Source organism: Marinobacter psychrophilus (assembly GCF_001043175.1).
GTDB lineage: Bacteria > Pseudomonadota > Gammaproteobacteria > Pseudomonadales > Oleiphilaceae > Marinobacter > Marinobacter psychrophilus.
Genome location: NZ_CP011494.1, coordinates 3,849,225 through 3,873,187 on the forward strand (window position 1 = coordinate 3,849,225; position 23,963 = coordinate 3,873,187).

The following is a 23,963-nucleotide window of genomic DNA, read 5'->3' on the forward strand; positions in this document are numbered from 1 at the left end:
GTGCATTTTGATATGAGTGCAGCTGGACTATCATGGGAGGTTGAATCTGGCCACTCGGAATAAGGTACTCCATGTTTCTAGAACGTTTTCACTGTGAAAAGGATGGTCGCGTATACATCAGCGCCGCCCAGGCCAGCTTGTTTGCCAAAGAAGTGGCCGGGGACTTCAACCCCATTCACGACCCGGATGCCCGCCGCTTTTGCGTGCCAGGGGATTTACTGTTCGCTGTCGTACTTTGGCGTTTTGGCTTGTCGACGAATATGACCTTCCACTTTCGCGCCCTGCTGGGTAAAGACGTGCCCCTGGAATTTTGCGAAGGCGCCGATGGCACTATTCAGGTGTGCGATCAAGCAGGCAAGGTGTATCTGGAAGTCGCCCGCAGTGGCGACATAACCACCAACAAAGTGTTTATCGAAGAATTCACCTTGGGTTACGTGGCGGCTTCGGGCAAAAACTTCCCGCACACCATGAAGCCTTTGATGGAATCCAACGGCGTGATGTTCAACCCGGACCGGCCAATGGTCATGTACGACAGTATGACCGTAACATTGGATAGCCTGCATGCAGCGTCACCGGAACTTGAACTGCATAACGCCACCCTGGAAGCCAATGGCAAGCGTGGTCAGGTAACTCTGGAGTATCGCCTGATGTCTGGCGACCAGGCGCTGGGCACCGTATCCAAACGGTTGGTGCTGGGCGGCTTGCGCCCCTACTGTGCAGATGCCATGGCCGATGTGGTCGAACAGTTCTACCGCCTGAAAGCCCGCGGTGTCAGTTACGGCACCGACATCGCCAGTACCTGACGCAGATTGCTCTTATAGCCAGATTTCTGGCGACACGGATTGTTATGAACTTCGCCGTCCTAGGGACCCGTAAGCAGGGACAACGGACGATCACCACAGAAGCCCCCGAGCCCCTGCACGCAGTTTGTAATCCGCCTTGCCCTAAACGCAAAAAACCCCGGATTTCCGGGGTTTTTTGCTAGTAGCAAGCTCGTAACAAAAGCCTGTACTGTTTGATTCCTCTCTAAAAGGAGTCTTAGATTTTGCCAACCAAATCCAGTGAAGGAGACAGTGTCGCTTCGCCTTCCTGCCACTTGGCGGGGCAAACTTCGCCCGGATGTTTGCGCACGTACTGAGCAGCCCTAACCCGACGCATCAGCTCGGACGCATCACGACCAACGCCTTCCGCGGTGAGCTCAACAGCCTGAATGACACCATCTGGATCAATCAGGAAAGTAGCACGGTCTGCCAGGCCTTGGCCTTCACGCATCACACCAAAGTTGTTGGTGATGTTGCCGGACTGATCGCCAACCATGTAGTACTGAATCTTGTTAATGGTTTCAGAGCTGTCGTGCCAAGCTTTGTGAGTGAAGTGGGTGTCTGTGGACACAGAGAACACTTCAACGCCCATCTTTTGCAGCTCTTCATACTTGTCAGCTACGTCGCCCAACTCGGTGGGGCATACGAACGTAAAATCAGCCGGGTAAAAGAAAAATATAGACCACTTGCCTTTTACGTCTGCTTCAGAAATCTCAACGAACTCGCCTTCTTTGAAAGCAGTTGCGTTAAAAGGTTTAATTTCCGAGTTAATGATACCCATAAGATATTGCCCTTTGCTTGCCAAATGATTAATAACTGACGCCTATTGTAAGGATGCTGCGCGCTTAACAAAAATTGATAATGCCCAAACAAGAGATAGCTTGAAGCTATTACTTATACCCCCACTTTACGCTCCTGAGAAGCAGCAGCGGGTAATGTGAAAGTACGAATGCGAGGCCGTGCTTATTTCCCGGCAGCGCTTGGAGCGCTGGCGCCGTCACCCGGTGTGACTTCCAGCACCGTCAGCCGTACATCCACTGTTACGTCCAATTCGCCAAGCGCAGCGGCGCGGGCCAGGCCCTCGGCTTTGGCGCGATAAAAGTGAGGGGTCATGGCCAACAGGTCGGCAATGGCGCCTTCGCCGACCAATGCAAGGCTGAAATTAATCGTCTGCCGCCCTATTGTCTGAAAGCCGGGAGGCGCTTCACTGGCGTTGGGTTTGTCGACCTCGGGCTTGAGTACCGGGTAAATGACTTCTCGCAATTCGCGCAAATGATCCGGCCCCGCGTCGACAACCATTACCCGGCCGCCAGGGCGCAGCACCCGCCGGAACTCCGGATACACTGGAAACCCGAACAGGCTCAAAATGCAGCCCAAAGACACGTCAGCCAGCGGTATATTGGCGTTGCTGGCGACCAGCCATCGCGTTGTTTTTGACTGTTTTGCCGCTGCCAGAACCGCCGGTTTTGAAATATCCAAGCCTACCAGCGACAACTGCTGTTGGTGTTTCTGACCCGACAAGCACGCATCAAGCTGGCGCAAATAATAGCCTTCGCCGCAACCCGCATCTAAACAGGCAAAAGACTCTTTTGTGCCTGGCGGGTGCTCAGCACCCGAGCCCACAGCGTTCAATGCTTCCGCGACCGATTGCACAACCGCAGCGGCTATCGGCTGATAGTGCCCGGCACTTAAAAAGCGCTGGCGTGCCGCCACCATTTCTTTACTATCACCCGGGGCCAGTGACCGCTTGTTCTGCACCGGCAGTAAGTGTACATAGCCCTGGCGGGCGTTATCGAAACTGTGTCCGTTGGCGCAACGCCAACTGTTTTGCTGCATTAGCAGGGATTGTCCGTCTAACGGGCAAATAAGGTGGTTAAATGGCGTTATGGTCATAATCACAGGGTATCGCTGGCAAATGTGCGGGGAACGCCTTGGTCACGGCGTTGCTGGGCGCTTTCTCAGCGCTAAGATAGCATTCTCGTAGCATCTTTATTAAATGGCCTCAGACCCGAGGCTCAGCGCAGTTGGCTGTCTTTACTGGCGCGCCTGTTAACGCCGCCACTTTTGCCCTGCTGCTTTTCCAGCTCGGTTTGGCACTGTATACACAGGCGCACACCCGGTACTGCAGCCTGCCGGGCCTCAGGTATTTCGCGGCCGCATTCTTCACAATGGGTCAGGCTATCGCCCTTACCCAGGCTACTTCTAGCTTTGTTAACCGCGTCTTCAACGCTGGCGTCGATCTGATCTTGCACGGCGCCATCCCGTGCCCACCCTCCGGCCATAATCCCTGCTCCTTTGGCGCCTAAGTTGTTACAACTATAGCTTGGTTGTTGCTTTATTGACGTGCTACCGCGTTTTCACCATTTCAACACGTGGCTTATCCGTTGCTGTACCTACAGGTTACAAAAACACACACAAAGGCTTTGCAATGTTCTCGTTTACGTGTAGAGTACGTCCCGTCGGAAAGATTTAGCAAAGCACTTCATCAATAGAACGTACTAAGTAACGCATCGTCCTGTTTTTGATCACGCCTCATTTTTTGTTTCCCGCATACCGCTGATCCGTCGTCACAATGGACGATTGACAGCACATTACTTAAAGAATTCAGGATTATTATTATGTCTACAGTTACCGGTACCGTTAAGTTCTTCAATGAAGCAAAAGGTTTTGGCTTTATCACTCGTGAAGGCGGCCCCGACGTATTTGTTCACTACAGCTCTATTCAAGGTGGCGGATTCAAGACCTTGGCTGAAGGCCAACAGGTTGAGTTCACTGTTACTCAGGGCCAGAAAGGTCCTCAGGCAGAGAACGTTGTAGCTGTCTAAGCTAGAACAGATAATTGTGCTGTGAATAACAGCCAATAATCAAAAAAGGCAGCTTCGGCTGCCTTTTTGCTATCTGCTTTTTTTATACGTGCCTTTCCTACCCCGCCAATGAATACGCTTCGCCCCCGCCAACGTAACCTCAGTAACGCAACTTCGTTAACGTACGACTCGAACAGACTGACCACAAGGCCACGCTATGCCCGCAAAACCGATTTTATTCTACGATGGCGAATGCCCGTTGTGCCGCCGCGAGATTGACCACTACCGCAAGGTCGACAAGCAATCACGCATCGACTGGCAGGATATATTCGCCAGCGACACGACCTTGGCCCAATACCAGCTTAGCCACACAGACGCGATGAAAGTTATTCACGCAGTAGACAGCGCAGGCACGCTGCAGTCCGGTGCTCACGCGTTTGTGGTGGTGTGGCAAGAACTTCCGGGCTACCGTCATTTGGCGACAATATTGAAGAAACTGCACCTAGTTGGCCTGGTGAACCGAGCCTATCTGGTGTTCGCCCGCTTGCGCTTTCGTTCGCGCTGCAAGCAGGGCTGTCAGTTGCCACCGCGCTAACTTTTAAGCATCGCGCCTTACGCAACAGCCAACCTGCCGATTACTGAACTAAGGGCCCTTTAGACGATGGCCCTCAAACTGGGGCCCTGTCATTACCAAGGCCCAACCACAAAGCCAAGCTTGTCGGGCAGCCACAGCGCAATGCCCGGCACCAGTGCGACCAGCAACAGGCTTACGCCCATAGCGACAACGAACACCAGCGCCCAACCCAGGGTGTGCTCCAGACGGATACTGGCAATACGGGTAGTAACCATCAAATTCACTGCAACCGGCGGAGTAAACTGACCAATAGCAATGTTCATGGCCAGCAGAATACCGAACCACACCGGGTTCCAGCCAAAGTGGTTCATGAGCGGCAACACGATGGGAATCAAAATCAGGTAAATGGATACCGCGTCCAGCAACATACCCGCCAGCAACACCAGCAGCATCACCAGCCCCAGCAGCACCCAGCCGTTGTCCGACAGCGACAATAACGCATCCGCCAGATGCTGAAAGGTGCCCAAAGTGGTGCCAGCCCAGGCAAAAATACCCGCCAAAGCGATAATCAGCATAACCACGCCGGAGGTAACCGCAGCATCGGTCACCAGATCATAAAGCCCACGCAGGCTCAAATTGCGATAGATCAGGCAGCCCACAATCACCCCGTAGGTAACCGCCACCACCGCGGCTTCGGTGGGTGTGAACAAACCGGAACGCAGGCCACCCAGAATAATCACCGGCGCGAACAAAGCCGGCAAGGCCGCTTTAAAGCTGGGCCAAAAAGGTGGACGCTCCGAAGTTTTCGGATCTTCCCAGCGATATTTTCGAGAAAAATACATTGCCGGTATCAGCAGCGACAGCCCCGCCAGAATACCGGGGAACACACCGGCGGCAAACAGCGCGCGCAAATCTACCCCCGGCACCACAATGGAATACAGGATCAACGCGATGGACGGTGGAATCAGAATGGCGGTAGACGACGATGCCGCAATCAGCGTGGCAGAAAACGGCTGCGGATAGCCTGCCTTGCGCATGCTGGGCAGCATCACCATAGCCACGGCGGCCGCATCGGCTGGGCCGGAGCCACTCATGCCGCCCATAATCAGGCATACCAGCACGGCAACAACGGTCAGGCCACCGTGGCGCGGGCCGATAATAGCTTGGGCAAAGCGCACCAAACTGGCGGCGACACCAGCCCGTTCAAAAATCAAACCGGTTAGTATGAAAAGCGGTATGGCAATCAGCGGGTACTTCGCCACGCTGTTGTAGGTGTTGGTGCCAAAGGTGGCCAGCATGTCTGGCGACAGCCCGGCCACAATACCTACTGCGCCGCCCAGCCCCAAGGCCATGGCCACGGGCACACCCAGCAGCAGCGCCACCATAAAACTGGCGATCATTAACAGATCAGGACTCATGAATAATCTCCGGATCGGCTTTACCGCGCAGTCGATCTATCAAACTCTGAGTCATGCGTACAATAATGGCCAACGCCATGAGCGGCAGCCAAATCACGTAAATCCAGTTGGGCAAACCCAGCCCGGGTGACAGCGATTCCCACTGGTACTCCTGCCAAGCAAACACACTGCCGTACCAAGCGATAATGGCAAACACTGTCACGCCCATTGCCCATTGCACTATGTACACGGCTGTCCTAAAAGGCGCCGGCAAGTGATGTTCGATCAGCTCAATACGAATGTGCTGGTTGTTGCGCGCCGCTACCGCAGCGCCCGCAAAAGTCACCAGAACGAGAAAAAACACCGAGAACTCTTCAGTAAAGGCAAAAGACGCATTGGTGGTATAGCGTACAATCACGTTGCCAAGGCTGATCAAACAGATCGCAATCAAGGCAACAGACGCGAGCCAGGCTTCGGGCCAGCACTTAGGGGGGCGGGTAGACATGAAAGCTCCGGGTTGGTCAGCCCGGCTTTACGCCAGAGTAATGTTCTCGGCGCAAAACTCGGGCCAGAACGCTTATTGCTGACGGTCAGCGACGGCTTGCTGGGCCTTCTTTATCAGATCTTCACCAATCCGCGGTGACCATTCCTGGTAGACCGACTGGGTAGCGTTGATGAACGCATCGCGCTGGGTCGGCGTCAGTTCGGTGACGGTCACGCCGCGCTCTTTGATGGCGGCCAAAGTGGCGTCCAGCTCACTGCGAGACTTTTCAATTTCCCATTGGCCGGCGTCTATTGCAGCCTGCTTTAACAAGGCCTGATCGTCGGCGCTGAATGTCGCCCAAATCCGATTGTTAACAGCAAATACCAGCGGGTCTGCCATGTAGTGCCACAGGGTCAGGTGCTCCTGCCCTACCTGATCAATACGCGCCACATCAAACACCGACAGGGGGTTTTCCTGGCCGTCCACAGCACCAGTGGTCAGCGCCGGCTTGGCATCGGCCCAGCTCATCTGAGTGGGGTTGGCGCCCAGAGCATTAAAGGTATCCTGAAACAATGGCGAACCTACCACGCGGATTTTCAAGCCCTCAACGTCTGCCGGCTCGCTGATCGCGCGCTTGGAGTTAGACAGTTCACGAAAACCGTTTTCGCCCCAGGCCAAAGGCGTTACACCACGTTTCTGGATGGCGGCAAAAACGGCCTCGCCGACCTCGCCCTGGGTAATCGCATCAATGGCGGAGTAATCCGGCATCAGAAACGGCAGCGAGAACAGATTCAGTTCCGGCACCTGGGGTGACCAGTTGATGGTAGAGCCCACCGCCATATCAATCAGTCCGGAGCGCATGGCAGAAAATTCTTTAGTCTGGTCACCAGACACCAGCTGGGAGTTGCTGTAAATTTTCATGTTGATACGCCCTTCCGAGCGCTCGTTCACCAGCTCTACCCATTTGTCGGCCGCCTGACCCCAGGGAAAGGCCGATGGCAACACGGTAGATACGGTGTACTCGTCTTTGTATTGAGCGTGGGCAATAGACCCAAACAAAAGCGCGCCTGCGGCGGCGGCAATTAACGTGCAACGTTTCAGCATGTTCTTTTCCTTATTGTTTGACGAGAAACTGGCCGCCGGAGAGAAGCGTAGCAGGCGGCAGACCCGCGATTATAGGAGGGTCGCTCGGCGCGACGCAAAAAAAACTGCTGCGTGCCAGCGGTTACGTCTATGTCGCCTTGAGACTTCACCTCATTGCACACTATGCTTGTAAGCAGAATCAACCCAATGCTGCTCTTATTAAACGTAGCTCAACACAACCAGGAGTAATTGCTATGTCATCGCTTTCACAACCCCATCGTCGCGGTGGCAAGTGGCCTGTACTGTGCGCCTGGCTGGCAGTCACCGCACTAATTGCCGCCGGTGCTCTAATGACAACGTCCGGGACAGCATTTCGCATGGAATGGATTGCCCTGGGCGATGCCTTTAGCTGGCTGCGAATGGGCGCGCAGCTGGCGGCGGTGGCCGCCATACTGGGCATAGTGAGCCTCTTGGTTGCCGGCCTGTGCAAGCGCTGGGGTGCGGCTTTGACCGGAGCAGTAGTCGCCGTGGTGGCAGTTACGATGATTGCGATGCCAGTACAAATGCAGCAGCGGGCACAAACAGTACCGCCTATTCACGACATTACCACCGACATGGACAATCCTCCGGCGTTCGTGGCCTTGGCCAACGCCCGTGAAACTGCGCCCAACGCTGTGGATTATCCCGGCGTTGAGACCGCGCGCCAACAACGGGCTTCTTACCCCATGTTGCAGCCCGTCACACTGGCGGTACCCATGGCGCGAGTGCAAACAGCGGCACGGGATCTGATTGCTGCCCGCGACTGGCAACTGGCCGAGGCCAGCCCAACAACCCTTGAAGCAACAGCCATCACTCTTGAAGCGACAGCCTCTACCCGCTGGTTCGGTTTTAAAGACGATGTGGTGATTCGCCTGACCGACACCAGCGACGGCGTGCGTGTAGACATGCGCTCCGCCTCACGCCTGGGTAAAAGCGATTTGGGCACGAATGCCGAACGAATACAGGATTTCCTGGAAGATCTACAACGCGCGGTACGCTGATGATACTACCGCACATAAAAGGCCAACCCATGGATTCCCGTTTGTTCACGGCACCATTTTTTGCGCTTATTATAGGTGTTGCGCTGCTGTGCCTTGCGGCCACCGCAACCCAGGCCCAGGGGTTGTCGCTGCCAGCAATTCCGGGGCTGCCCGGATCGAGCCAGGAAGAACAGAAAAAAACGGCTTCTGCAGAAGAATTGAGCCAGTCACTTGAAATTACCATTCAGGCCCTGCAAGACGACAGCAGCCGCGAAGACCTGATCAAACAGCTGCGAACTCTGCAACAGGGCCTGCAGGCGCAAGCCATTGAAGATCAGCGAAACTCGCCCACTCAGCAGGGCCTGCTGGGGGCGCTGGCGGAATTTTTTGATGATCTTACACGCTCTGGCGGTGCTGCTGGTGAGTCACTGGGGCGCTGGAAAGTCAATTTTGATAACGCGCTGAGCGCCAGCAAGGGACTGATAGCCGCTGCCTCATTCAAGGTGGTAGCAGAAACCGCCATCGGGCTGGCACTGGGGGCGGCGCTTTTGTACAGCCTGTCGCGCCTGGCCCGAGTGCTGTTTATTCGCCGCGACTGGCCGCTGGAAATGCCCCGGCGCGCTAAGCCGTGGATGCTGATGGCGCATTTTTCACGCCGGATAATCCCCTGGATTCTGACACTGGTTGGCCTGTTCCTGCTGCTGGGTCTGCGCATGCTGGCTATTTCAGACACCGCGCAAAGCACCGTTCTGGTGCTGGCTTATATCAGCCTGTGCGGTCGCCTTTTGACATCACTGTTCGATGTCATGATTTCGGTTTTTTCCAGCGGCCACCGAACCGCCGCTGTTGCTATTTTACATAAGCGTACGCTGTTTCCGCTGTTCATTATCGGTGCCATGTTCGCTTTGGAAGACGCTCTCGGATCGGCAGAGCTGGTGTCGCAGCTCGGCGCCGACCTGGCCTCTACTCTGGCACTGGTGTTCAGCATGTTTGGTGCCCTGCTGGCAATCTTCGTGATTATCCGCAACCGCCGCCCGATCACCCATCTGATACGCAACCAGCCTTATAACCAGCGCAAGAATCAAGGCGTATGGCGGGAACTCGTCGGCCTACTGGCACGGCTCTGGCACATTCCGTTATTGCTGGCGATTGGCGCCTCTATGGTGGCTGTTTTTGCCAAAGGCGGTTCAGGCGATGCGGCCCTGGGCAAGGCGCTTATTGTTTCACTGGTATTGATTGTCACCTTGGCAGCGCAGGGCGTTGTCGGCATTCAGAAAAGCAGCGCCCGCCACAAGTCCCTGAGCACCTTCAGCCGGCGCCTGGTGAAATTCGGCTATCGCCTATTACAAATTGCGTTATGGCTGGCATTTTTTGAAATAGCACTGCAAGTATGGGATCTGTCCCTGCTAGGGCTGGCCGACAAGCCATCCCTCAGTGCTGGCCTGGCAGACAGCCTGTTTGCGCTGACGGTTACCGGGCTGGTCGCCAGCTTGACCTGGACCTTTGCCGATGAGCTTCTGGAGCGTGCTGTACGCCGTGGCGACCGCAAAAAACGCCTTAGGGCAGCGCGCGCTCAAACCATCGTTCCCATTCTCCGCACCACCATTTTGATCATCATTGTTGTGGTGGCCTTTCTTGTCAGCCTTTCCATTGTTGGGGTAGACGTTACGCCGCTGCTGGCCGGTGCCGGTATTATCGGTCTGGCGGTCGGTTTTGGTGCCCAGACGCTGGTACAGGATTTAATCACCGGGCTGTTTATTGTGGTGGAAGATTCAATGTCGGTGGGCGACTTCGTAGAGATCAACGGTTTTATGGGCACGGTAGAAGGCTTCAATCTACGCACCGTGAGGCTGCGGGACCTAGAAGCGGTGGTACATCACATTACCTTCAGCAAAATCAGCTCGATTCACAATATGTCACGGCAGTTTGGCATTGCGCTGATCAAGATCCGGGTACCGCCAGACCTGCCTATTGATGACGCCATCAAGCTGATGACTGACACCGCAGAAGAACTGCGTGCGGATCCCGCCATGCGCTGGCTGATCTGGTCGCCCCTTGAAATGCAGGGTATTCACGCGTTTGAAGACGGTTGTCCGGTTTTGCGCATGCGTATGCGCACCAAACCAGAGTACCAGTGGGATGTGTCACGAGCGTTCAATCTATTGCTAAAGCGACGTATGGAAGACCTGTATCTGGACGTGGCTGCACCGCGCATAAGCGTACAAATGGAGGCCGAAGGCGGCGCTCGTGCGCCGGGTCGCGGAGGCAAAGCCGTCAATATGGAAAATCAGAATTAACCCAGCAGACATTAAAAAAACCAGACTCTGCGAACAAAACAAAGCCTGGCAACAGTCAACGCTGCATCTGAAAATCGAAGTGTCAGGCGCGGGCGATGCGCCCGGCCAGCGGTGATGACGGCTCTGCCAGTTGGCGGCGGGGCATGCGTCCGGCAAGAAATGCTTCACGCCCGGCTTGCACCGCCAGTCTCATGGCACGGGCCATAGCAATAGGGTCTGGCGAAAGGGCAATAGCCGAGTTCAGCAATACTGCATCGCAGCCCAGCTCCATCGCCATAGCAGCCTCATGAGCGGCACCAATACCGGCATCCACCAACACAGGCACGCTCGCGCGCTCGACAATCAGACGAATGTTGTGGGGGTTTTGAATACCAAGGCCAGAGCCAATCAACGAGCCCAGGGGCATGATCGCGCAGCAGCCGATCTTCTCCAGCTCCAGCGCAACAATGGGGTCGTCGCTGGTGTACACCATCACGTCAAAGCCATCACGAATTAGCACTTCGGCCGCTTTTAGAGTTTCCACCACATTCGGATAAAGGGTGGCGTCATCGCCCAGCACTTCCAGCTTGACCAAATTGTGGCCATCCAGCAGCTCGCGGGCCAGCTTACAGGTACGCACCGCAGAACGGGCATCGTAACAGCCGGCGGTATTAGGCAGCAGCGTGTAGCGGTTTGGTGGCAGAAAATCCAGCAGGTTGGGTTCGTCGGGGTTCTGACCAATGCTGGTGCGGCGCACGGCAAACGTTACGACCTCGGCACCGCTTTCGTAAAGTGCCCGCGCGGTTTCATCGTAGTCTTTGTAGCGGCCAGTACCCACCATAAGGCGCGATGTGAATTGCCGCCCTGCGATCACCAATGGTTTGTCCAAGGTTTGTTCTGTCATGTTGTGTTCCTGTTTGTGTGGGTACCGACTTGCACAAGCGGAGACTGTTGCAAGTGTTTGTACCGTGATTTGATATTGGGCAGTAAAATAGCGTTTCAGCGATGATCAGGCCTGGCCAACCCTAAATGTTCGCGCAAAGTGCGGCCCTGATATTCAGTACGAAACAGCCCGCGACCTTGCAGCACCGGCACCACCTGCTCGATAAAGTCTTCGATGCCACCGGGCAGCGACGGCGGCATCAAGTTAAACCCGTCGGCGCCCTCGTTGCGGAACCAGTGCTCCATCTTGTCCGCAATCTGCCGTGGCGTGCCAACCATAGTGCAGTGGCCACCCCCCGCCGCCAGCCGGCCCAACAGCTGGCGCAAAGTCGGCTGTTCCGTTTCGATAATGCGTAAAATGGTGCTGTAACGACCCTGTGGCCCGCTAAACTCCTCCAATGGCGGAAGTGTTGGCACGGGTGCGTCCAAATCCCAGCTCGAACAGTCCTGGCCGATAAACATGGCCAGCTGACGCAAAGACGCATCGACAGGTAACAACTCATCAAGCTCACGCTGCTTGGCCTTTGCTTCCGCCTCGGTGGGTGCCACGTAGGTCACCAAACCCGGCAGAATCGGCACATAAACCTCGCGACCACCGGCTTTTACCCGCTGTTTGATATCGCGGTAATAGCTTTGCGCCGCTGGCAAATCATAAGCAACTGCATAAATCGCCTCGGCGCATCTGGCCGCCAGCTCCCGCCCGGGCTCTGACGCACCGGCCTGAAACAGCACTGGATGCCCCTGCACCGGGCGCGGTACGTTCAGCGGTCCGTCTACCCGAAAAAACTCACCCTGGTGGTTTATCGGACGCACCTTGGCAGGGTCGGCGTAATGGCCCTGGCGGTCAAACCGCAAAGCGTCATCGGCCCAGGAGTCCCACAATCCCAATACCGCCTGCACAAACTCGTCGGCGCGGCGGTAACGCTCGGCGTGGCCGGGCATAGATTCATAACCATGGTTGCGGGCTTCTACATCAAACATCGACGTAACCACGTTCCAACCAATGCGGCCGCCAGAGATATGATCCAGCGACGCGACGAGACGCGCGGCATGAAACGGTGTGTAAAACGTGCTGGATACGGTGCTGATAAACCCGATCTTTTCTGTGGCCCGGCTCATGGCTGCCATGGCCGTTAGCGGTTCCAGGTAAAACCAGCTGCCATCTGACACATTGCCCGCCGAATTGCTGTCGGCGAAAAATACGGCGTCTAGCTTCCCTCGTTCGGCGGTTTGCGCCAAGCGCTCGTAATAGCGAATGTCTCCCAACTGCTCCACCGCCGACTGCGGGTGGCGCCAGGCTGCCCGATGATGGCCGCAGCCCATCAAAAACAGATTTATGTGCATCATCCGTTGATGTACATCTGGAGCCGTCATCAGTTTTTCACCAACCCACCGTCTACCACCAGGTTCTGCCCGGTGACCGAGCGCGACCAGGGTGACGCAAAAAATAAAGTGGCATCGGCAAACTCTGCTGGCGTGGTCACCCGCCGCAACGGTGTGCTGGCTGCGATGAAATCAAACACCGCCTCGGGCGTGGCAGCCGATGCGTCCGTGGTGCGCAGCAGGCCACCCGACACCATATTGACGGTGATGTTGTCTGGGCCCAAATCCTGAGACAAGGTACGGGTGAGCGACAGCAAAGCGGCTTTACCCGCAGTGTAATCGTGGTACGGCACCACCGGGTTCTGGAACAGGTTGGTTCCCACATTCACAATGCGACCAAAACCCACTTCACGCATGCCAGCCAGTGCCGCCTGAGTGGTGTTCAGTGCACCGCCCACCACGCCGGCAAACTGCTGGTTCAGATTTTCCCAGGTCAGCTGCTCCGCGTTCGGGCGAGCATCGCCGTTGAATGAGAAATCCGGTAAAGCATTATTGATGACCGTGGTCACCGGAAACCCGAAATGCTGCCGCGCCTGGGCAAACATCGCCTGCACAGCTGCGCGGTCGGTCACATCAGCCTGCACCGCAAGCGCACGCACCGGTTCTTCAGCGGCAAGTTTGTGCGCCGCTTCGGCGCTGTTGCGATAGTTGATGACCACACTGGCGCCTTCGCGCAAAAACGCGCGCACCAGATGTTCTCCCAAACCGCGGGCAGCACCGGTTATCAAAACCAGTTGTTGATCAAGACGGATGGATTTATGCATAGACACCTCATGGCTGAGGCGAAGGTATGAATGGACAGATTTGGTACCGGCGCACCTTCTGACATCCCTTCGCCAGTGTGAACTGGATCAGGTTCAACGGGTGTGCTCTCAGCCCTGCAAAGCAGGACACCCCGTGTCGAGCCCAAACCATAGCATAACGAATGCGCGAATATGCAGCCCAAGCCGCCACAAACTAGCTGCAATTGACAAGTACGAGCAGACTTCCTACTCTACTGACATTCCTGGGGGCGCCATTGCGATGGCTGAGACTCCGCACTGTGTGCGGTAACCCTTCGAACCTGATCCGGGTAATGCCGGCGAAGGGAAGGATAAAGCCTGCTTTACGCTTGCCTGTGCGCTCCTTTCTTTGCCTGCGGTTTGTCCCGGTTGTCCCGGTCATTCGCCACCTATGGCGATGACACTCCCGTCTGCCACGGCAAGGAAGATTTACCAATGCTAAGCACCTCTACCGCCCTTGTGTGGCTTGTTTTATTTGCTGCACTTTTTGCCATACCCGGCCTGATTTACGCACGCCACAAGCAAGACAAACTGGACGATTTTCTGGTGGCCCGCAACAGTCAGAGCAGCTCCGCTACCCTACTGACACTGCTCGCGACCACCATGGGCACCTGGATTCTGTTTGGCCCGGCGCAAGCCGCCACCTGGGGTGGTATTGGTGCCGTTACCGGTTATGCGCTGGGTGCCCTGGCGCCGCGGCTGATCATGATTCCCTTGGGTAAACGCATTCGCACACTGATGCCCGAAGGCCACACGCTGACCGAATTTGTGCTCGGCCGCTATGGCCGTGTTATGTACGGATTCGTGCTGGTGATCATGGTTTTCTATCTCTTTATCAGCCTGACAGCGGGCCTGACGGCCATTGCCAAAATGGTGTCTTTGTTGGCGCCGGTTCCTCTGTGGCTAACCGCCAGCATCGTCATGGGCGCCACCCTGCTGTACACCCTGTACGGCGGCCTACGGGTCACTATTTTTACCGACCGGGTACAAATGCTGGTGATTTTGCCATTCCTGGCGCTATTAATTGGTTTTGGCTGGCAGGCCACCGGAGGTTTGGCTCCGGCGCTGCAAGGCTTGCAGGAAAAAGCACCGCATCTGCTGGACCCGCTGGACATCAACGGCCTAAAGTCCGGCCTGACTTTTTTCCTGGCGGTGGTGCTGACCGGATTATTTTACCAAGGCACCTGGCAGCGCATTTTCGCCGCCCGCGATAACAAGGTTATCCGCAACGGTTTTATCATCAGCGGTCTGCTGAGCTTCCCTATCATTTTCATCATGGGCTTATTCGGGCTGGCGTTTGTCGGTTTGGGCTTGCCGGGGGACGGCTCGGTGGCGCTGTTCAGCGTGCTGTTGGCCGATGTGCCCGTGTGGTTTGCCATTGGCCTGCTACCCTTCGGGCTGGCGCTGATTATGAGCAGCGCAGACTCCACCATCAGCGGGCTGACGAGCATCATGGTCATAGACCTGCGCCGACTGCTGCCCAAGTTGGGCAACCATAGTCTGCTGTCGCTATCGCGTTGGCTGATTGTGTTGTTGTCGATACCGGTTTTGTTCGTGGCGGCCCAAGGCTACAGCGTGCTTTACCTGTTTCTGCTTGCCGATCTGTTGTGCTGCGCCGCCGCTTTCCCGGTATTTTTCGGCTTCTACAACGCCCGTTACCAAAGCTACAACGCCGCGATTAGCACGTTTGCCGGCCTGGCTACCGGGTTGATGCTGTTTCCCGCACCGGGGGCGCCGCTCACCTATTTGCTGGAATCTTTCCTGCTGGCAACCTTTGTACCGATTGCGGTGTCGTTATTGTTGCTGCTACTGCCAAAGGGCAAGCTCTTTGATTTCTCTGTGCTGGCGCAGCGGGTCAAAGAACTGGAGGGGTAATGCCAGGGGTTTAGCGCTGTTTGTACTGAGTTGGGCAATAACCCCGGCTTATGTCCGGGCTTCTCAACTTCAGGTGTTTTGTTGAGCGGCCCGACACCCGCGCCCGCCACAGCCTGAAACTACTTGGCTTCAGTGACTTGCGCATAAACCGGATAACCTCGGGTTCTGACATGCCGTACAGTTGCTGAATGGCCTCGAAAGGCGTTCGGTCTTCCCAGGCCATCTCAATAACACGGGACTCGTCGGATGGACTCATGGCGTTTGCCCTAACAGAACAGAATTGTTCGAAGCGATACGTGCTACCACGGCTTTTGGATGCAGGTTAGCCGAGCCCTGCTCATTGCCCACCGGAATTGCAATGGGAACTAACACTTCATTCCGGCGCAAAAACCAGGGCATAAAGGGCGGATTGTAGCGCGCCCAAACCGGCTCGCCAATCGCGCGAAAGCCGTTTTCATTGATCCACGCGTCCAGCTTATTCTTGTGGCTCTGGTAACCCTTTTCACTCCAGGTACCTGAGTAGCGCACCACGGCCATGCGCTGTGTGGGAACCTGGCGTAGCGTTATTTTGGGGTCTTTGGGCTGCGGCAGCGTCTCCATTGTAAAAGACGCGGGCATCATAAAGCTTACAACCCAGCTGTCGTTTTCCCGCTTCTGACCGACCGGCGACGTCATATCAATCTTTTCGCTTTCAGCTTCCTGCGCGACCGGCGAAGTCATTTCAATTGTCTGCTGGGAGGTATTGTCACCGGAGATGTATTTGAACAACCGGCCGAAGGCCTTGTTACCGGCGTTAGAAAACTTTCCGTCTACGATGGTTTCGGCCAGGATATGTGGCTCGTAATCGCGCACCTCAAAGCTCTGATCCTTGAGTACAACGGTGTATTCGGCTTCTTCTGTCGCCATAACGTTGCCAACTCCGAGAATTGCCACAATCATCACCCAAACTGTCTGCTTCAGGTGAGTCATTAGCGCCCACCCCCAAAAGGTCTCTGGAGATCCATAGAAACACCTCACTTTTTGTGTACTCTTGAAGTCTGGCATGGAAGACAGAGAGACGCCATGTCCAAACTTTTGAGCCTTCATACGTGGCAATATCCAGGAATTACTGCCACGCTTTTAATTGTGGAAGGAAATAGCTCCACGTTTGAATGTGGATAGGGAGAAACACTATGTATCGCAAAATTCTCGTGCCCGTCGACCTGTCACGTACGGCGCAAATGTCAAAGGCGCTCAACACGGCAATCGACATCGCCAAGCATTATAACGCCGCACTCTGCTACATCGCGGTCACCAACACGACTCCGTCCGCCGCTGCACACAATCCGGAAGAACTGGCCAAAAAGCTCAACACTTTTGCCCAAGAGCAGGGGGAATTACACGGCGTCGCTACCGACAGCAAAGTGATCTCGACGGCAGATACCTCCGTGGAACTGGATGACCGATTGCTGGAATCCATCAAAGAAACCGGTGCAGACCTGGTCATCATGGCGTCACACTCGCCTGGCACCGGCGATCGCTTGCACATTCTCCACTCGAATGGTGCAAACATCGTCAGACACAGTAACGTGTCGGTTTTCGTTGTGCGTGAGGATTAATCTGGTGCGGCGCCGGGGCCCGAGACCTTAATCCTGTCGTTTCGAATGTAAAAGTCTCCGTTGATCGTCAAAGCCAAAGGCTGTCCACTTAGCGGAGCCTCTTCGGGCAAGCCTCTTTGGGCATGCACGTGCAAATGCGGCTCTGAACTATTGCCGGAATTACCCATCTCCCCAAGCTTGTCGCCAATTTCCAGACTGTTTCCGGCCCGAACCTGAACGCTGCCCTGGCGCAAATGCGCCAACACCACAAAGAAATCACCGCAATCAACAGCGACGTAATTGCCTACGATATTCTCGGGGTCTATTTCAGGAACCTGCATGTCCTGAATACCGTCCACAATTCTGGTGACTTCCCCCTTACAAGGTGCTAACACCGCTGTTCCGAAGGTGACATAACGAGCTGGGTCAGCGGGTTGCCAGCCTTCTACATGACGGCCAAATGGCGTAATCCGTACAATGTCGAGCGCGCGGCTCTGGCCCCGCCAGGGCCGGAATCGCTCTACCGATTTGTCCAGTGTATGCAGGTGAATATTGACCAGTCTGCCTGAGCCCCCTTGCGCCACCAGATAGTCGCCCGCACCGAAGGGCGGTGCAATATTCACGGTGTCTACCGGCGGAAGTTCACGGCCCAGCCACGCCAGATAACCCATATAACCGCCGATCGAGCCGAACCCGGCTACTATAAGCACCAGCGTCGTTGGCCCGGCTGACGCTTGCCAAAATCCGTTGCCCAGGAGGCGGCCTCGCACAAGATGCCAAGCTGTAATCAACAGGAACACAACGGCGTAAACATACGGCACCCAGAAAGGTGGCATCGTCCATAAAGCCGCGAGCCCTATCCCCAGAATAACCGCGCCAACTGAAATAGCCTGAAGCCCAAAAGCCAGAAAGCCAGCTGCCGGAAACCGTGCAAACCAAAACAGCAGCAGCACCGGAAGAAGAATCTGAGTAACCATGACCATCCAAGACATTAATCGGGGTTCCTTAATTTAAGCCGCAATACTGATAGGGAATACACACAAAGAATTCTTACAAAGAGCGCTCATAACCAAAGCCACTACCACGCCAGCCAGATGACATGCTTAGCACCCTTTCCGGGGCGATGGGCACGCACCGTCACCGGCTCAACAGACAGCCCGGCACGCTTGATCCGTTCGGTAAAAGTGGGGTCTTGCCCTGCCGACCAGTAAGCCAGAATGCCTTCGGACGTCAGCGCGGCCTGGGCGGCGGCAATACCGGCGGCGGTGTACAACCAATCATTTTCCTTACGGGTCATTCCTTCGGGACCGTTGTCGATATCCAGCAAAATGGCGTCATAGTGGCCCGGGGAGTCTTTGATCAGCTGCACCACGTCGCCGACGTGCACTTTTGTTCTGGGATCCTTTAAGGGATAACCCGCCGCAAGGCCCAGTGGCCCGCGATTCCATTCAACGACGTCCGGCACCAACTCAGCCACGGTTACTTCAGCCTTACCACCCAGCGTGCCCAAGGCCGCTGCCAGCGTAAAGCCCATGCCCAAACCGCCAATTAGTACGCGTGGTGCGGGGTGATCGGCAATCCGCTCGCAAGCGAGCGTTGCCAAAGCATCTTCGGAGCCGTGAAGGCGGCTGTTCATCAGTTCGCCGGACTTGCCGGCAATTTTGATCGAAAACTCATCATTGCGCTGGAGCAGGCGCAACTCCGTGCCTTTGCCCGGAATAGTGGCGGTACCCAGCAGTTCAAAACGGGCCATAAAAACCTCAAAAGTCGTCAACACACCGGCAAAGGATTCGCCGCAATATTCGGGCGCAATACTCTACCACGCCCTTCTCTCCACTATGCCCTTCTCGCTAACACGCTGTTCCTTTCACCCCATCCTCTATCACCGTCTTCCTTCTACCAGGACAACTGCTCGCCGTTGCTGTGCCAGAAGGTTCCGGAATTCTCCAGATTGAGCCCTTCAATCAGCGCAACCAACCCTTTCGCAGAGTCTTCTGGCGAAATCAGCCCGCCAAAATTCACCATACGAGTTTTCACATAGCCCGGGTGAAGCTGGGCGACAGCGATACCGTGAGGCTTCAAGTCAATTGCCAAAGATTTCGCAAACGCGTTCAATGCGGCTTTGGAGGCACGGTAACCGTAGCGACCGCCAGAGTCGTTATCAGCAATCGATCCCATGCGGCTGGTGATATTCGCGATCTTGCCACCGGCGGGCATTTGCGGGAACAGGGCTTCGGCGATTCGCAACGGTGCGTAGGCATTGATCTCCATCTGGGTACGCAGGGAGTCAAAATCGATGCTGCCCAGTACTTCATCCTGCAACAGACCCGCGTTGTTAATCAGCACGTCGATTTGAACGCCTTGCAAGCCGGCCATCAGCCTTTCCACACCGGCGTCGGTTGTAACATCCACACCAACAACAACCTTGGCAGCTACGTCCGTAAGCTCGGTCGACGTTTCACGACACACGCCAATTACCTGACAACCCTTTGCAGCAAAGAGCCGGGCTAGCTCCAGGCCTATTCCGCGGTTCGCACCGGTGATGACCACTACTCGTTTATTCGACATAACAACACCTCATAGATGAATAGGATAAGATGGCAAAACCGCCCTCCAGACAGGACACAGCCCCATTGTCTTCGCCATTTGTATTCGCCGTGTTTGCTCTGGCGCTCATCGCTTTCGCGATATTTTACCTGTTTTTCTACCGCAACTGGCGGCGACAACGTGAACTGCAACAGCCTTTTCCGAAAGCCTGGCGCAAGTTACTGCGGGCCCATATGCCACTCTATCAAAAACTCCCCCCGCCCTTGAAAAAACAGCTGGAAAAATACGTTCAGCTTTTTCTTTCCGAAAAGGCCTTCTACGGCTGCGCCGACTTTCATGTGGACGAGCGGGTAAAAATTACCATTGCCGGCCACGCCTGCCTGCTTATTCTGGCCCGCCCCTACGCTTCTTATGACGATGTTCGCAGCATTCTGGTGTACCCGAATGCGTATCGCGTTCAAACAGCACAGAGTGATGGCATCGTGGTTAGTGTTCAAGATCAAGTTCGAGCGGGCGAAGCGTCTAACCGGGGGCAAATCGTGTTGGCGTGGTCTGAATGCGAAGAAGGCGCGATGAATTCAGATGGCCCGCACAACGTTATTCTTCATGAGTTCGCCCACCAACTGGACTACCTGGACGGCACTGCAGACGGTGCGCCGCCACTAAGCGGAGAGCAAGCCCAAGTGTGGCAACAAACGATGACCAAAGCGTACGAGAACCTGCGATCTAGCTTGCGGCATCATCAGAAAAGCTGGCTAGACCCTTACGGCGCCACCGAGCCTGCCGAATTTTTTGCGGTGCTTACAGAGGCTTTTTTTCAGCAGCCAAAACATCTGAAAGCCGAACAACCGGACGTTTACGAAGCCCTGCGCGGTTTTTATCGGCTGGACCCCATAGACTTCAGCCGCCACGAAGGTTGAATCGCCTCCTGCCTTTCACTGTAGAATGCTACAACTTATTTCACTCGTTAGCGATAATGCAAAAGAGCGCCACCATGATTGATTTTCGCAGTGACACTGTTACCCGCCCTACCAAGGAAATGCGCGAGGCCATGGCCTACGCGGAAGTTGGTGACGATGTTTACGGTGAAGACCCAACAGTGAACAACCTGCAAGCCTGGGCAGCCAAGCGGCTTGGCTTCGAATCTGCCCTGTTTACGGCCAGCGGCACCCAGGCCAACCTGCTGGCGATTATGAGCCACTGCGGTCGCGGCGACGAATACCTGTGTGGCCAGTCAGCGCACAACTACCGCTACGAAGGCGGTGGCGCTGCCGTGCTTGGAAGCGTGCAACCTCAGCCCATCGAGAATGAGCCCGACGGCAGCATCAACCTCGACAAGGCCCGCGCAGCGATAAAGCCCGGTGACTTTCATTTCGCCATAACGCGCCTGTTATCCCTGGAAAACACCATCGGCGGCAAGGTGCTGTCACTGGACTACCAGCGCCAGGCTCGCGCCTTTTGCGATGACCATCGGTTGCAGCTTCATCTGGACGGAGCCCGGGTATTTAACGCAGCGGTAAAATCAGACTGTGATGTAACGGACATAACCAAACACTACGATTCCGTCAGCGTTTGCCTGTCGAAGGGATTGGGCGCCCCAGTGGGGTCACTGTTGTTGGGTTCAACGGCTTTTATTGAGCGTGCAACACGCCTGCGCAAAATGCTCGGCGGCGGCATGCGCCAGGCAGGAATATTGGCAGCGGCCGGGAGCATCGCTCTTGAGCAAGGGCCACTGCGACTGCAAAAAGACCATGAAAATGCCCGCTACCTGAGTACCGGGCTTGCCGCAATTCCAGAGCTGGAAATTGACCCGAGCCGCACCCAGACCAACATCGTTTACGCCCGCTGCCGCTCTGGCAAAGCCGCGGCGCTGCGCGATTACTTGGCGAGCCAAGGGATTCTTATCACCGCCGGTGAGCCTATTCGCTTCGTGACCCACCGGGACGTTGATAACAACGATGTAAAACAGCTAATAACTGCTACTCAGCGGTTTTATCGGCAGCAGCCTTAGCGGTCGACTGAGGGAAGTTGCCCCCCAACATGTTTTCAACGACGGCCGCATTATAGAACGCTTCAATCTTTTGGATTTTGTCGCCTAGAACACTAAACCAGACTGCCAGTCGGACATCGCCAATCGGTTCAAAATTGGTGCGGTAATCCAGGATTGCAAACACCTGCTCTTCCTCGGCGCTGAGCTGACGGAGAATCAGGGCTTTTTGAATGGCGACCATCCCGAACTGGTAGGCCATCAAATCATCCGGGTTCACGAAACGCATGTTTGGCCCAACATATTCAAATCCATCCGACACCAGCAAGGCCTTTGCCTCATCAAAACGCTGGGCTTGGATATCGGCAACGAACTGCGCCACGATGTCTTTTGGCTTCATCAATAGACTCCACTTCTAATACGGGAATGGTTTGAATGTCCAGGAACTTGGTAAGCTTTAACGCCACTCTAAAAGACGTTTTTTGTACACCAAGGCTTCGGGGTAAAGCGTTAAAGCTACCCCAAGGCGCATCAAAGCAAGCAATGCTTTCTAATGAGTTTGACAAGAACTGCAGTGCCAATCAACGGACACGTCAGTCATCTTTCGGGGTAACCGGCTTGGGAGCAACCGGCTTAGGAGCAACGGGTTTCGGTCCTGCAGGAGCAATTTGCCCACTTTTGCCTTTAACGACATAATGAACCGCTCCGCCAGCCTTTAAAAAAGCCGCTGTTTGCTCTTCAATTGAGGCCGTTGTTACTGAATCTTTTGCGGGTTTTTTGCTCATAGTATTCTCTCGGTTAAATGTTGGTTTATCTGTTCATTTCAACAATGTCTAATCTTGCTGCACGATCTGGTTATGCGGCGTCTAACGGTGTGATTCGGTCAACTTCTTCCTTGACCGATAGCGCTGCAGTCCACAAATCAACAGCGCGCTGCGCATTCAGCCAAAACTCTGGGGAATTACCAAACAAACGCGCAAGCCGAAGTGCCATTTCAGGGCTGACCGCACGGCGCTCTCGCAGCAGTTCATTAACCGACTGGCGAGATACCCCCAAAGACTCAGCCAATCCAGCAACCGTTAGGTCGTAGTCTGGGATGAAGTCCTCTCTTAACATTTCACCAGGATGGGTCGGCTTGTGCTGCATGCTGCCAGTTTCAGGAATAGCCATCGTCTTTACCTCTCCCAGTGGTCGTTGCATATGACCTTGTGCGTAATAACATCGTCAAAAAAAAGCGATGACGCCACTGGTCATTTATCGAAAACGTTTGCTGCTCCTGCCTGCCAAGTTCCGATCGCGGAACGCGAGTGTAATTTGTCACGTTACACATGTCAATTGATGGTTATACGACTGGGGCTGCAATAACCGGAGCGGTCGTGTCTTAAGGGTTTATAATGGCTCTGTGCGGCTTCGCTTCACTTTTAAATTCTAAATTTCGGATACATTGCTGTGAGCACACTCTACCGACGTGAAAACAACCAAACCGAGCCTAATCGCAAAGGCCTGCACCCCAGAAATCTGCACAAGCAGGGCTATGATTTTCCATCGCTTATAAAAAGCTGTCCGCCACTAGCCCCCTATGTGGATAAAAACGCATACGGCAACCTGTCCATAGAATTTGCAGACCCACTGGCCGTAAAAGCCCTGAATACCGCGCTATTACAGCGATACTACAGCGTCATTGATTGGGATATTCCAGAGGGCGCTCTTTGTCCGCCCATTCCGGGCAGGGCCGACTACATCCATTACATAGCCGAGTTGCTTGGCGTTGGCGAGCCTACGACGAACCAGGCTAATACCCAGCCCAGCATGTCGTTACTTGATATAGGAACGGGTGCGAATGGGATATACCCGCTATTAGCTTGCCAGATATACGGTTGGCAGTGTGTGGGAAGTGATATTAACCGTCAGTCACTTGAAAACGTAGCCTCGATTATCGCTAATAACCCCACGCTAAAAGACCGTTTCTCACTGCGCGCGCAGCGCGATAAAAATCACATTTTTGAAGGAATCATTAAACCCGGAGAATTCTTTGATGTCAGCGTATGCAACCCGCCGTTTCATGCGTCACGCGAGGAAGCTCTAACCGCCAGCCAGCGTAAAACTAACAACCTTGCTCGTCATCGCGGTGAGCAAAAAACCACGTCTTCCACTCTTAATTTTGGCGGCCTAGGCGCCGAGCTATGGTGTAAAGGTGGCGAACGACTGTTCCTTAAAAAACTCATAAAAGAAAGCCAGGTTTTTTCAACTCAATGCCGCTGGTTTACAAGCCTGGTTTCGAAAATTGACAATGTGAAGCCTGCAAAAAAATTGATTCTTAAGCTTGGTGCAATCGGCGTGCAGGAAATAGAGATGAAGCAGGGCAATAAAACCACGAGAATATTGGCCTGGACATTTATCTAAATCCCGCAC

27 protein-coding genes and 2 riboswitches are annotated in these 23,963 nt (G+C 55.0%); of the genes, 10 read left to right on the forward strand and 17 right to left on the reverse strand.

What is annotated here, in order from left to right:
- The first annotated feature begins 71 nt into the window (after positions 1 to 71).
- Entirely contained in the window at positions 72 to 803 is a 732-nt protein-coding gene (locus ABA45_RS17455; RefSeq protein ID WP_048388286.1) for a DUF3581 domain-containing protein, read from the forward strand.
- Positions 804 to 1,038: 235 nt separating this feature from the next.
- On the opposite strand, the gene ahpC is transcribed toward ABA45_RS17455, so the two are convergent.
- The 3 genes from ahpC to ABA45_RS17470 all read right to left on the reverse strand — a co-directional run bounded on the left by ahpC (position 1,039) and on the right by ABA45_RS17470 (position 3,103).
- Complete coding sequence (gene ahpC, locus ABA45_RS17460) at positions 1,039 to 1,602, reverse strand: alkyl hydroperoxide reductase subunit C (RefSeq protein WP_048388288.1); 564 nt, start codon at positions 1,600 to 1,602, stop codon at positions 1,039 to 1,041.
- Between the two features lie 182 nt (positions 1,603 to 1,784).
- The gene (locus ABA45_RS17465; RefSeq protein ID WP_048388289.1) at positions 1,785 to 2,714 is read right to left on the reverse strand and encodes a putative RNA methyltransferase; all 930 of its coding nucleotides are present in this window, start codon (positions 2,712 to 2,714) and stop codon (positions 1,785 to 1,787) included.
- 122 nt (positions 2,715 to 2,836) lie between these two features.
- Positions 2,837 to 3,103, reverse strand: a complete 267-nt coding sequence (locus ABA45_RS17470; RefSeq protein WP_048388291.1) for a DksA/TraR family C4-type zinc finger protein — start codon at positions 3,101 to 3,103, stop codon at positions 2,837 to 2,839.
- A gap of 336 nt (positions 3,104 to 3,439) precedes the next feature.
- On the opposite strand from ABA45_RS17470, the gene ABA45_RS17475 reads away from it, so the two are divergent.
- Both ABA45_RS17475 and ABA45_RS17480 read left to right on the forward strand, forming a co-directional pair.
- On the forward strand, positions 3,440 to 3,646 hold the full coding sequence (locus tag ABA45_RS17475) for a cold-shock protein (protein ID WP_007348184.1): 207 nt from the start codon (positions 3,440 to 3,442) through the stop codon (positions 3,644 to 3,646).
- Between the two features lie 196 nt (positions 3,647 to 3,842).
- Complete coding sequence (locus ABA45_RS17480) at positions 3,843 to 4,220, forward strand: thiol-disulfide oxidoreductase DCC family protein (RefSeq protein WP_014872999.1); 378 nt, start codon at positions 3,843 to 3,845, stop codon at positions 4,218 to 4,220.
- Positions 4,221 to 4,312: 92 nt separating this feature from the next.
- Here the strand turns inward: ABA45_RS17480 and ABA45_RS17485 are convergent, their stop codons facing one another.
- The 3 genes from ABA45_RS17485 to ABA45_RS17495 all read right to left on the reverse strand — a co-directional run bounded on the left by ABA45_RS17485 (position 4,313) and on the right by ABA45_RS17495 (position 7,184).
- Complete coding sequence (locus ABA45_RS17485; protein WP_048388296.1) at positions 4,313 to 5,617, reverse strand: TRAP transporter large permease; 1,305 nt, start codon at positions 5,615 to 5,617, stop codon at positions 4,313 to 4,315.
- Complete coding sequence (locus tag ABA45_RS17490; protein WP_048388298.1) at positions 5,607 to 6,101, reverse strand: TRAP transporter small permease; 495 nt, start codon at positions 6,099 to 6,101, stop codon at positions 5,607 to 5,609. The genes ABA45_RS17485 and ABA45_RS17490 overlap by 11 nt, the downstream gene beginning before the upstream one ends.
- A 72-nt stretch (positions 6,102 to 6,173) precedes the next feature.
- Positions 6,174 to 7,184, reverse strand: coding sequence for a DctP family TRAP transporter solute-binding subunit (locus ABA45_RS17495; protein WP_048388300.1), 1,011 nt, complete (start codon positions 7,182 to 7,184; stop codon positions 6,174 to 6,176).
- Positions 7,185 to 7,417: 233 nt separating this feature from the next.
- Here ABA45_RS17495 and ABA45_RS17500 point away from each other — a divergent pair, with 233 nt between their 5' ends.
- Both ABA45_RS17500 and ABA45_RS17505 read left to right on the forward strand, forming a co-directional pair.
- Positions 7,418 to 8,203 carry a DUF1499 domain-containing protein gene (locus ABA45_RS17500; RefSeq protein ID WP_048388302.1) on the forward strand — a complete coding sequence of 262 codons (786 nt, stop codon included), beginning with the start codon at positions 7,418 to 7,420 and terminating at the stop codon, positions 8,201 to 8,203.
- Positions 8,203 to 10,479, forward strand: a complete 2,277-nt coding sequence (locus ABA45_RS17505; protein ID WP_053076210.1) for a mechanosensitive ion channel family protein — start codon at positions 8,203 to 8,205, stop codon at positions 10,477 to 10,479. Before ABA45_RS17500 ends, ABA45_RS17505 begins: the two co-directional genes overlap by 1 nt.
- Before the next feature lie 82 nt (positions 10,480 to 10,561).
- Here the strand turns inward: ABA45_RS17505 and ABA45_RS17510 are convergent, their stop codons facing one another.
- The 3 genes from ABA45_RS17510 to ABA45_RS17520 all read right to left on the reverse strand — a co-directional run bounded on the left by ABA45_RS17510 (position 10,562) and on the right by ABA45_RS17520 (position 13,547).
- Positions 10,562 to 11,362: a thiazole synthase gene (locus ABA45_RS17510; RefSeq protein ID WP_048388304.1), complete on the reverse strand. Its 801-nt coding sequence runs from the start codon at positions 11,360 to 11,362 to the stop codon at positions 10,562 to 10,564.
- A 95-nt stretch (positions 11,363 to 11,457) separates the two neighbouring features.
- A complete protein-coding gene (locus ABA45_RS17515; RefSeq protein WP_198147007.1) occupies positions 11,458 to 12,774 on the reverse strand; it encodes an LLM class flavin-dependent oxidoreductase in 1,317 nt (438 codons plus the stop codon).
- Complete coding sequence (locus ABA45_RS17520) at positions 12,774 to 13,547, reverse strand: 3-oxoacyl-ACP reductase (protein ID WP_007348175.1); 774 nt, start codon at positions 13,545 to 13,547, stop codon at positions 12,774 to 12,776. Before ABA45_RS17520 ends, ABA45_RS17515 begins: the two co-directional genes overlap by 1 nt.
- Positions 13,548 to 13,594: 47 nt before the next feature.
- Positions 13,595 to 13,691, reverse strand: a riboswitch (TPP riboswitch).
- Positions 13,692 to 13,781: 90 nt separating this feature from the next.
- Positions 13,782 to 13,890, forward strand: a riboswitch (TPP riboswitch).
- Between the two features lie 110 nt (positions 13,891 to 14,000).
- Here ABA45_RS17520 and ABA45_RS17525 point away from each other — a divergent pair.
- Positions 14,001 to 15,440: a sodium:solute symporter family protein gene (locus tag ABA45_RS17525; RefSeq protein WP_048388309.1), complete on the forward strand. Its 1,440-nt coding sequence runs from the start codon at positions 14,001 to 14,003 to the stop codon at positions 15,438 to 15,440.
- A gap of 10 nt (positions 15,441 to 15,450) precedes the next feature.
- Here ABA45_RS17525 and ABA45_RS17530 read toward each other — a convergent pair whose 3' ends face one another.
- Both ABA45_RS17530 and ABA45_RS17535 read right to left on the reverse strand, forming a co-directional pair.
- Positions 15,451 to 15,696 (reverse strand): TIGR03643 family protein, encoded by a 246-nt coding sequence (locus ABA45_RS17530; protein ID WP_048388311.1) that lies wholly within the window; start codon positions 15,694 to 15,696, stop codon positions 15,451 to 15,453.
- The gene (locus tag ABA45_RS17535) at positions 15,693 to 16,409 is read right to left on the reverse strand and encodes an SOUL family heme-binding protein (RefSeq protein ID WP_227506073.1); all 717 of its coding nucleotides are present in this window, start codon (positions 16,407 to 16,409) and stop codon (positions 15,693 to 15,695) included. Before ABA45_RS17535 ends, ABA45_RS17530 begins: the two co-directional genes overlap by 4 nt.
- 203 nt (positions 16,410 to 16,612) lie before the next feature.
- On the opposite strand from ABA45_RS17535, the gene ABA45_RS17540 reads away from it, so the two are divergent.
- Positions 16,613 to 17,038, forward strand: coding sequence for a universal stress protein (locus ABA45_RS17540; protein ID WP_048388316.1), 426 nt, complete (start codon positions 16,613 to 16,615; stop codon positions 17,036 to 17,038).
- Here ABA45_RS17540 and ABA45_RS17545 read toward each other — a convergent pair.
- From ABA45_RS17545 to ABA45_RS17555, 3 genes are all read right to left on the reverse strand, one after another.
- Positions 17,035 to 18,009 carry a M23 family metallopeptidase gene (locus ABA45_RS17545; RefSeq protein ID WP_048388318.1) on the reverse strand — a complete coding sequence of 325 codons (975 nt, stop codon included), beginning with the start codon at positions 18,007 to 18,009 and terminating at the stop codon, positions 17,035 to 17,037. The genes ABA45_RS17540 and ABA45_RS17545 overlap by 4 nt on opposite strands.
- Positions 18,010 to 18,095: 86 nt before the next feature.
- Positions 18,096 to 18,770, reverse strand: coding sequence for a spermine/spermidine synthase domain-containing protein (locus ABA45_RS17550; RefSeq protein WP_007348170.1), 675 nt, complete (start codon positions 18,768 to 18,770; stop codon positions 18,096 to 18,098).
- Positions 18,771 to 18,913: 143 nt separating this feature from the next.
- Positions 18,914 to 19,585: an SDR family oxidoreductase gene (locus tag ABA45_RS17555; protein WP_048388319.1), complete on the reverse strand. Its 672-nt coding sequence runs from the start codon at positions 19,583 to 19,585 to the stop codon at positions 18,914 to 18,916.
- 65 nt (positions 19,586 to 19,650) lie between these two features.
- On the opposite strand from ABA45_RS17555, the gene ABA45_RS17560 reads away from it, so the two are divergent.
- On the forward strand, positions 19,651 to 20,484 hold the full coding sequence (locus ABA45_RS17560; protein WP_048388320.1) for a M90 family metallopeptidase: 834 nt from the start codon (positions 19,651 to 19,653) through the stop codon (positions 20,482 to 20,484).
- Between the two features lie 74 nt (positions 20,485 to 20,558).
- On the forward strand, positions 20,559 to 21,575 hold the full coding sequence (gene ltaE, locus ABA45_RS17565) for a low-specificity L-threonine aldolase (RefSeq protein WP_048388321.1): 1,017 nt from the start codon (positions 20,559 to 20,561) through the stop codon (positions 21,573 to 21,575).
- On the opposite strand, the gene ABA45_RS17570 is transcribed toward ltaE, so the two are convergent.
- The 3 genes from ABA45_RS17570 to ABA45_RS17580 all read right to left on the reverse strand — a co-directional run bounded on the left by ABA45_RS17570 (position 21,544) and on the right by ABA45_RS17580 (position 22,721).
- Positions 21,544 to 21,951 carry a nuclear transport factor 2-like protein gene (locus ABA45_RS17570; protein ID WP_048388322.1) on the reverse strand — a complete coding sequence of 136 codons (408 nt, stop codon included), beginning with the start codon at positions 21,949 to 21,951 and terminating at the stop codon, positions 21,544 to 21,546. The two genes, ltaE and ABA45_RS17570, sit on opposite strands and share 32 nt — an antisense overlap.
- A gap of 193 nt (positions 21,952 to 22,144) precedes the next feature.
- The gene (locus ABA45_RS17575) at positions 22,145 to 22,336 is read right to left on the reverse strand and encodes a hypothetical protein (RefSeq protein WP_048388323.1); all 192 of its coding nucleotides are present in this window, start codon (positions 22,334 to 22,336) and stop codon (positions 22,145 to 22,147) included.
- A gap of 70 nt (positions 22,337 to 22,406) precedes the next feature.
- Positions 22,407 to 22,721 (reverse strand): HigA family addiction module antitoxin, encoded by a 315-nt coding sequence (locus ABA45_RS17580; RefSeq protein ID WP_048388325.1) that lies wholly within the window; start codon positions 22,719 to 22,721, stop codon positions 22,407 to 22,409.
- Between the two features lie 279 nt (positions 22,722 to 23,000).
- Here ABA45_RS17580 and rlmF point away from each other — a divergent pair, with 279 nt between their 5' ends.
- Complete coding sequence (rlmF, locus tag ABA45_RS17585; RefSeq protein ID WP_048388327.1) at positions 23,001 to 23,954, forward strand: 23S rRNA (adenine(1618)-N(6))-methyltransferase RlmF; 954 nt, start codon at positions 23,001 to 23,003, stop codon at positions 23,952 to 23,954.
- The last annotated feature ends 9 nt before the right edge of the window (positions 23,955 to 23,963 follow it).

Excerpts from the sequence above, each read along its gene's own strand:
- ABA45_RS17475 (WP_007348184.1), top strand. The coding sequence starts at position 3,440 with ATGTCTACAGTTACCGGTACCGTTAAGTTCTTCAATGAAGCAAAAGGT.
- ABA45_RS17570 (WP_048388322.1), bottom strand. The coding sequence starts at position 21,951 with ATGAAGCCAAAAGACATCGTGGCGCAGTTCGTTGCCGATATCCAAGCC.
- ABA45_RS17555 (WP_048388319.1), bottom strand. The coding sequence starts at position 19,585 with ATGTCGAATAAACGAGTAGTGGTCATCACCGGTGCGAACCGCGGAATA.
- ABA45_RS17540 (WP_048388316.1), top strand. The coding sequence starts at position 16,613 with ATGTATCGCAAAATTCTCGTGCCCGTCGACCTGTCACGTACGGCGCAA.
- ABA45_RS17520 (WP_007348175.1), bottom strand. The coding sequence starts at position 13,547 with ATGCATAAATCCATCCGTCTTGATCAACAACTGGTTTTGATAACCGGT.
- ABA45_RS17455 (WP_048388286.1), top strand. The coding sequence starts at position 72 with ATGTTTCTAGAACGTTTTCACTGTGAAAAGGATGGTCGCGTATACATC.
- ABA45_RS17480 (WP_014872999.1), top strand. The coding sequence starts at position 3,843 with ATGCCCGCAAAACCGATTTTATTCTACGATGGCGAATGCCCGTTGTGC.
- ABA45_RS17530 (WP_048388311.1), bottom strand. The coding sequence starts at position 15,696 with ATGAGTCCATCCGACGAGTCCCGTGTTATTGAGATGGCCTGGGAAGAC.
- ABA45_RS17470 (WP_048388291.1), bottom strand. The coding sequence starts at position 3,103 with ATGGCCGGAGGGTGGGCACGGGATGGCGCCGTGCAAGATCAGATCGAC.
- ABA45_RS17525 (WP_048388309.1), top strand. The coding sequence starts at position 14,001 with ATGCTAAGCACCTCTACCGCCCTTGTGTGGCTTGTTTTATTTGCTGCA.
- ABA45_RS17500 (WP_048388302.1), top strand. The coding sequence starts at position 7,418 with ATGTCATCGCTTTCACAACCCCATCGTCGCGGTGGCAAGTGGCCTGTA.
- ABA45_RS17485 (WP_048388296.1), bottom strand. The coding sequence starts at position 5,617 with ATGAGTCCTGATCTGTTAATGATCGCCAGTTTTATGGTGGCGCTGCTG.
- ABA45_RS17545 (WP_048388318.1), bottom strand. The coding sequence starts at position 18,009 with ATGTCTTGGATGGTCATGGTTACTCAGATTCTTCTTCCGGTGCTGCTG.
- ABA45_RS17550 (WP_007348170.1), bottom strand. The coding sequence starts at position 18,770 with ATGGCCCGTTTTGAACTGCTGGGTACCGCCACTATTCCGGGCAAAGGC.
- ABA45_RS17495 (WP_048388300.1), bottom strand. The coding sequence starts at position 7,184 with ATGCTGAAACGTTGCACGTTAATTGCCGCCGCCGCAGGCGCGCTTTTG.
- ltaE (WP_048388321.1), top strand. The coding sequence starts at position 20,559 with ATGATTGATTTTCGCAGTGACACTGTTACCCGCCCTACCAAGGAAATG.
- ABA45_RS17510 (WP_048388304.1), bottom strand. The coding sequence starts at position 11,362 with ATGACAGAACAAACCTTGGACAAACCATTGGTGATCGCAGGGCGGCAA.
- ABA45_RS17580 (WP_048388325.1), bottom strand. The coding sequence starts at position 22,721 with ATGGCTATTCCTGAAACTGGCAGCATGCAGCACAAGCCGACCCATCCT.
- ABA45_RS17535 (WP_227506073.1), bottom strand. The coding sequence starts at position 16,409 with ATGACTCACCTGAAGCAGACAGTTTGGGTGATGATTGTGGCAATTCTC.
- ahpC (WP_048388288.1), bottom strand. The coding sequence starts at position 1,602 with ATGGGTATCATTAACTCGGAAATTAAACCTTTTAACGCAACTGCTTTC.
- ABA45_RS17515 (WP_198147007.1), bottom strand. The coding sequence starts at position 12,774 with ATGACGGCTCCAGATGTACATCAACGGATGATGCACATAAATCTGTTT.
- ABA45_RS17575 (WP_048388323.1), bottom strand. The coding sequence starts at position 22,336 with ATGAGCAAAAAACCCGCAAAAGATTCAGTAACAACGGCCTCAATTGAA.
- ABA45_RS17490 (WP_048388298.1), bottom strand. The coding sequence starts at position 6,101 with ATGTCTACCCGCCCCCCTAAGTGCTGGCCCGAAGCCTGGCTCGCGTCT.
- ABA45_RS17505 (WP_053076210.1), top strand. The coding sequence starts at position 8,203 with ATGATACTACCGCACATAAAAGGCCAACCCATGGATTCCCGTTTGTTC.
- ABA45_RS17465 (WP_048388289.1), bottom strand. The coding sequence starts at position 2,714 with ATGACCATAACGCCATTTAACCACCTTATTTGCCCGTTAGACGGACAA.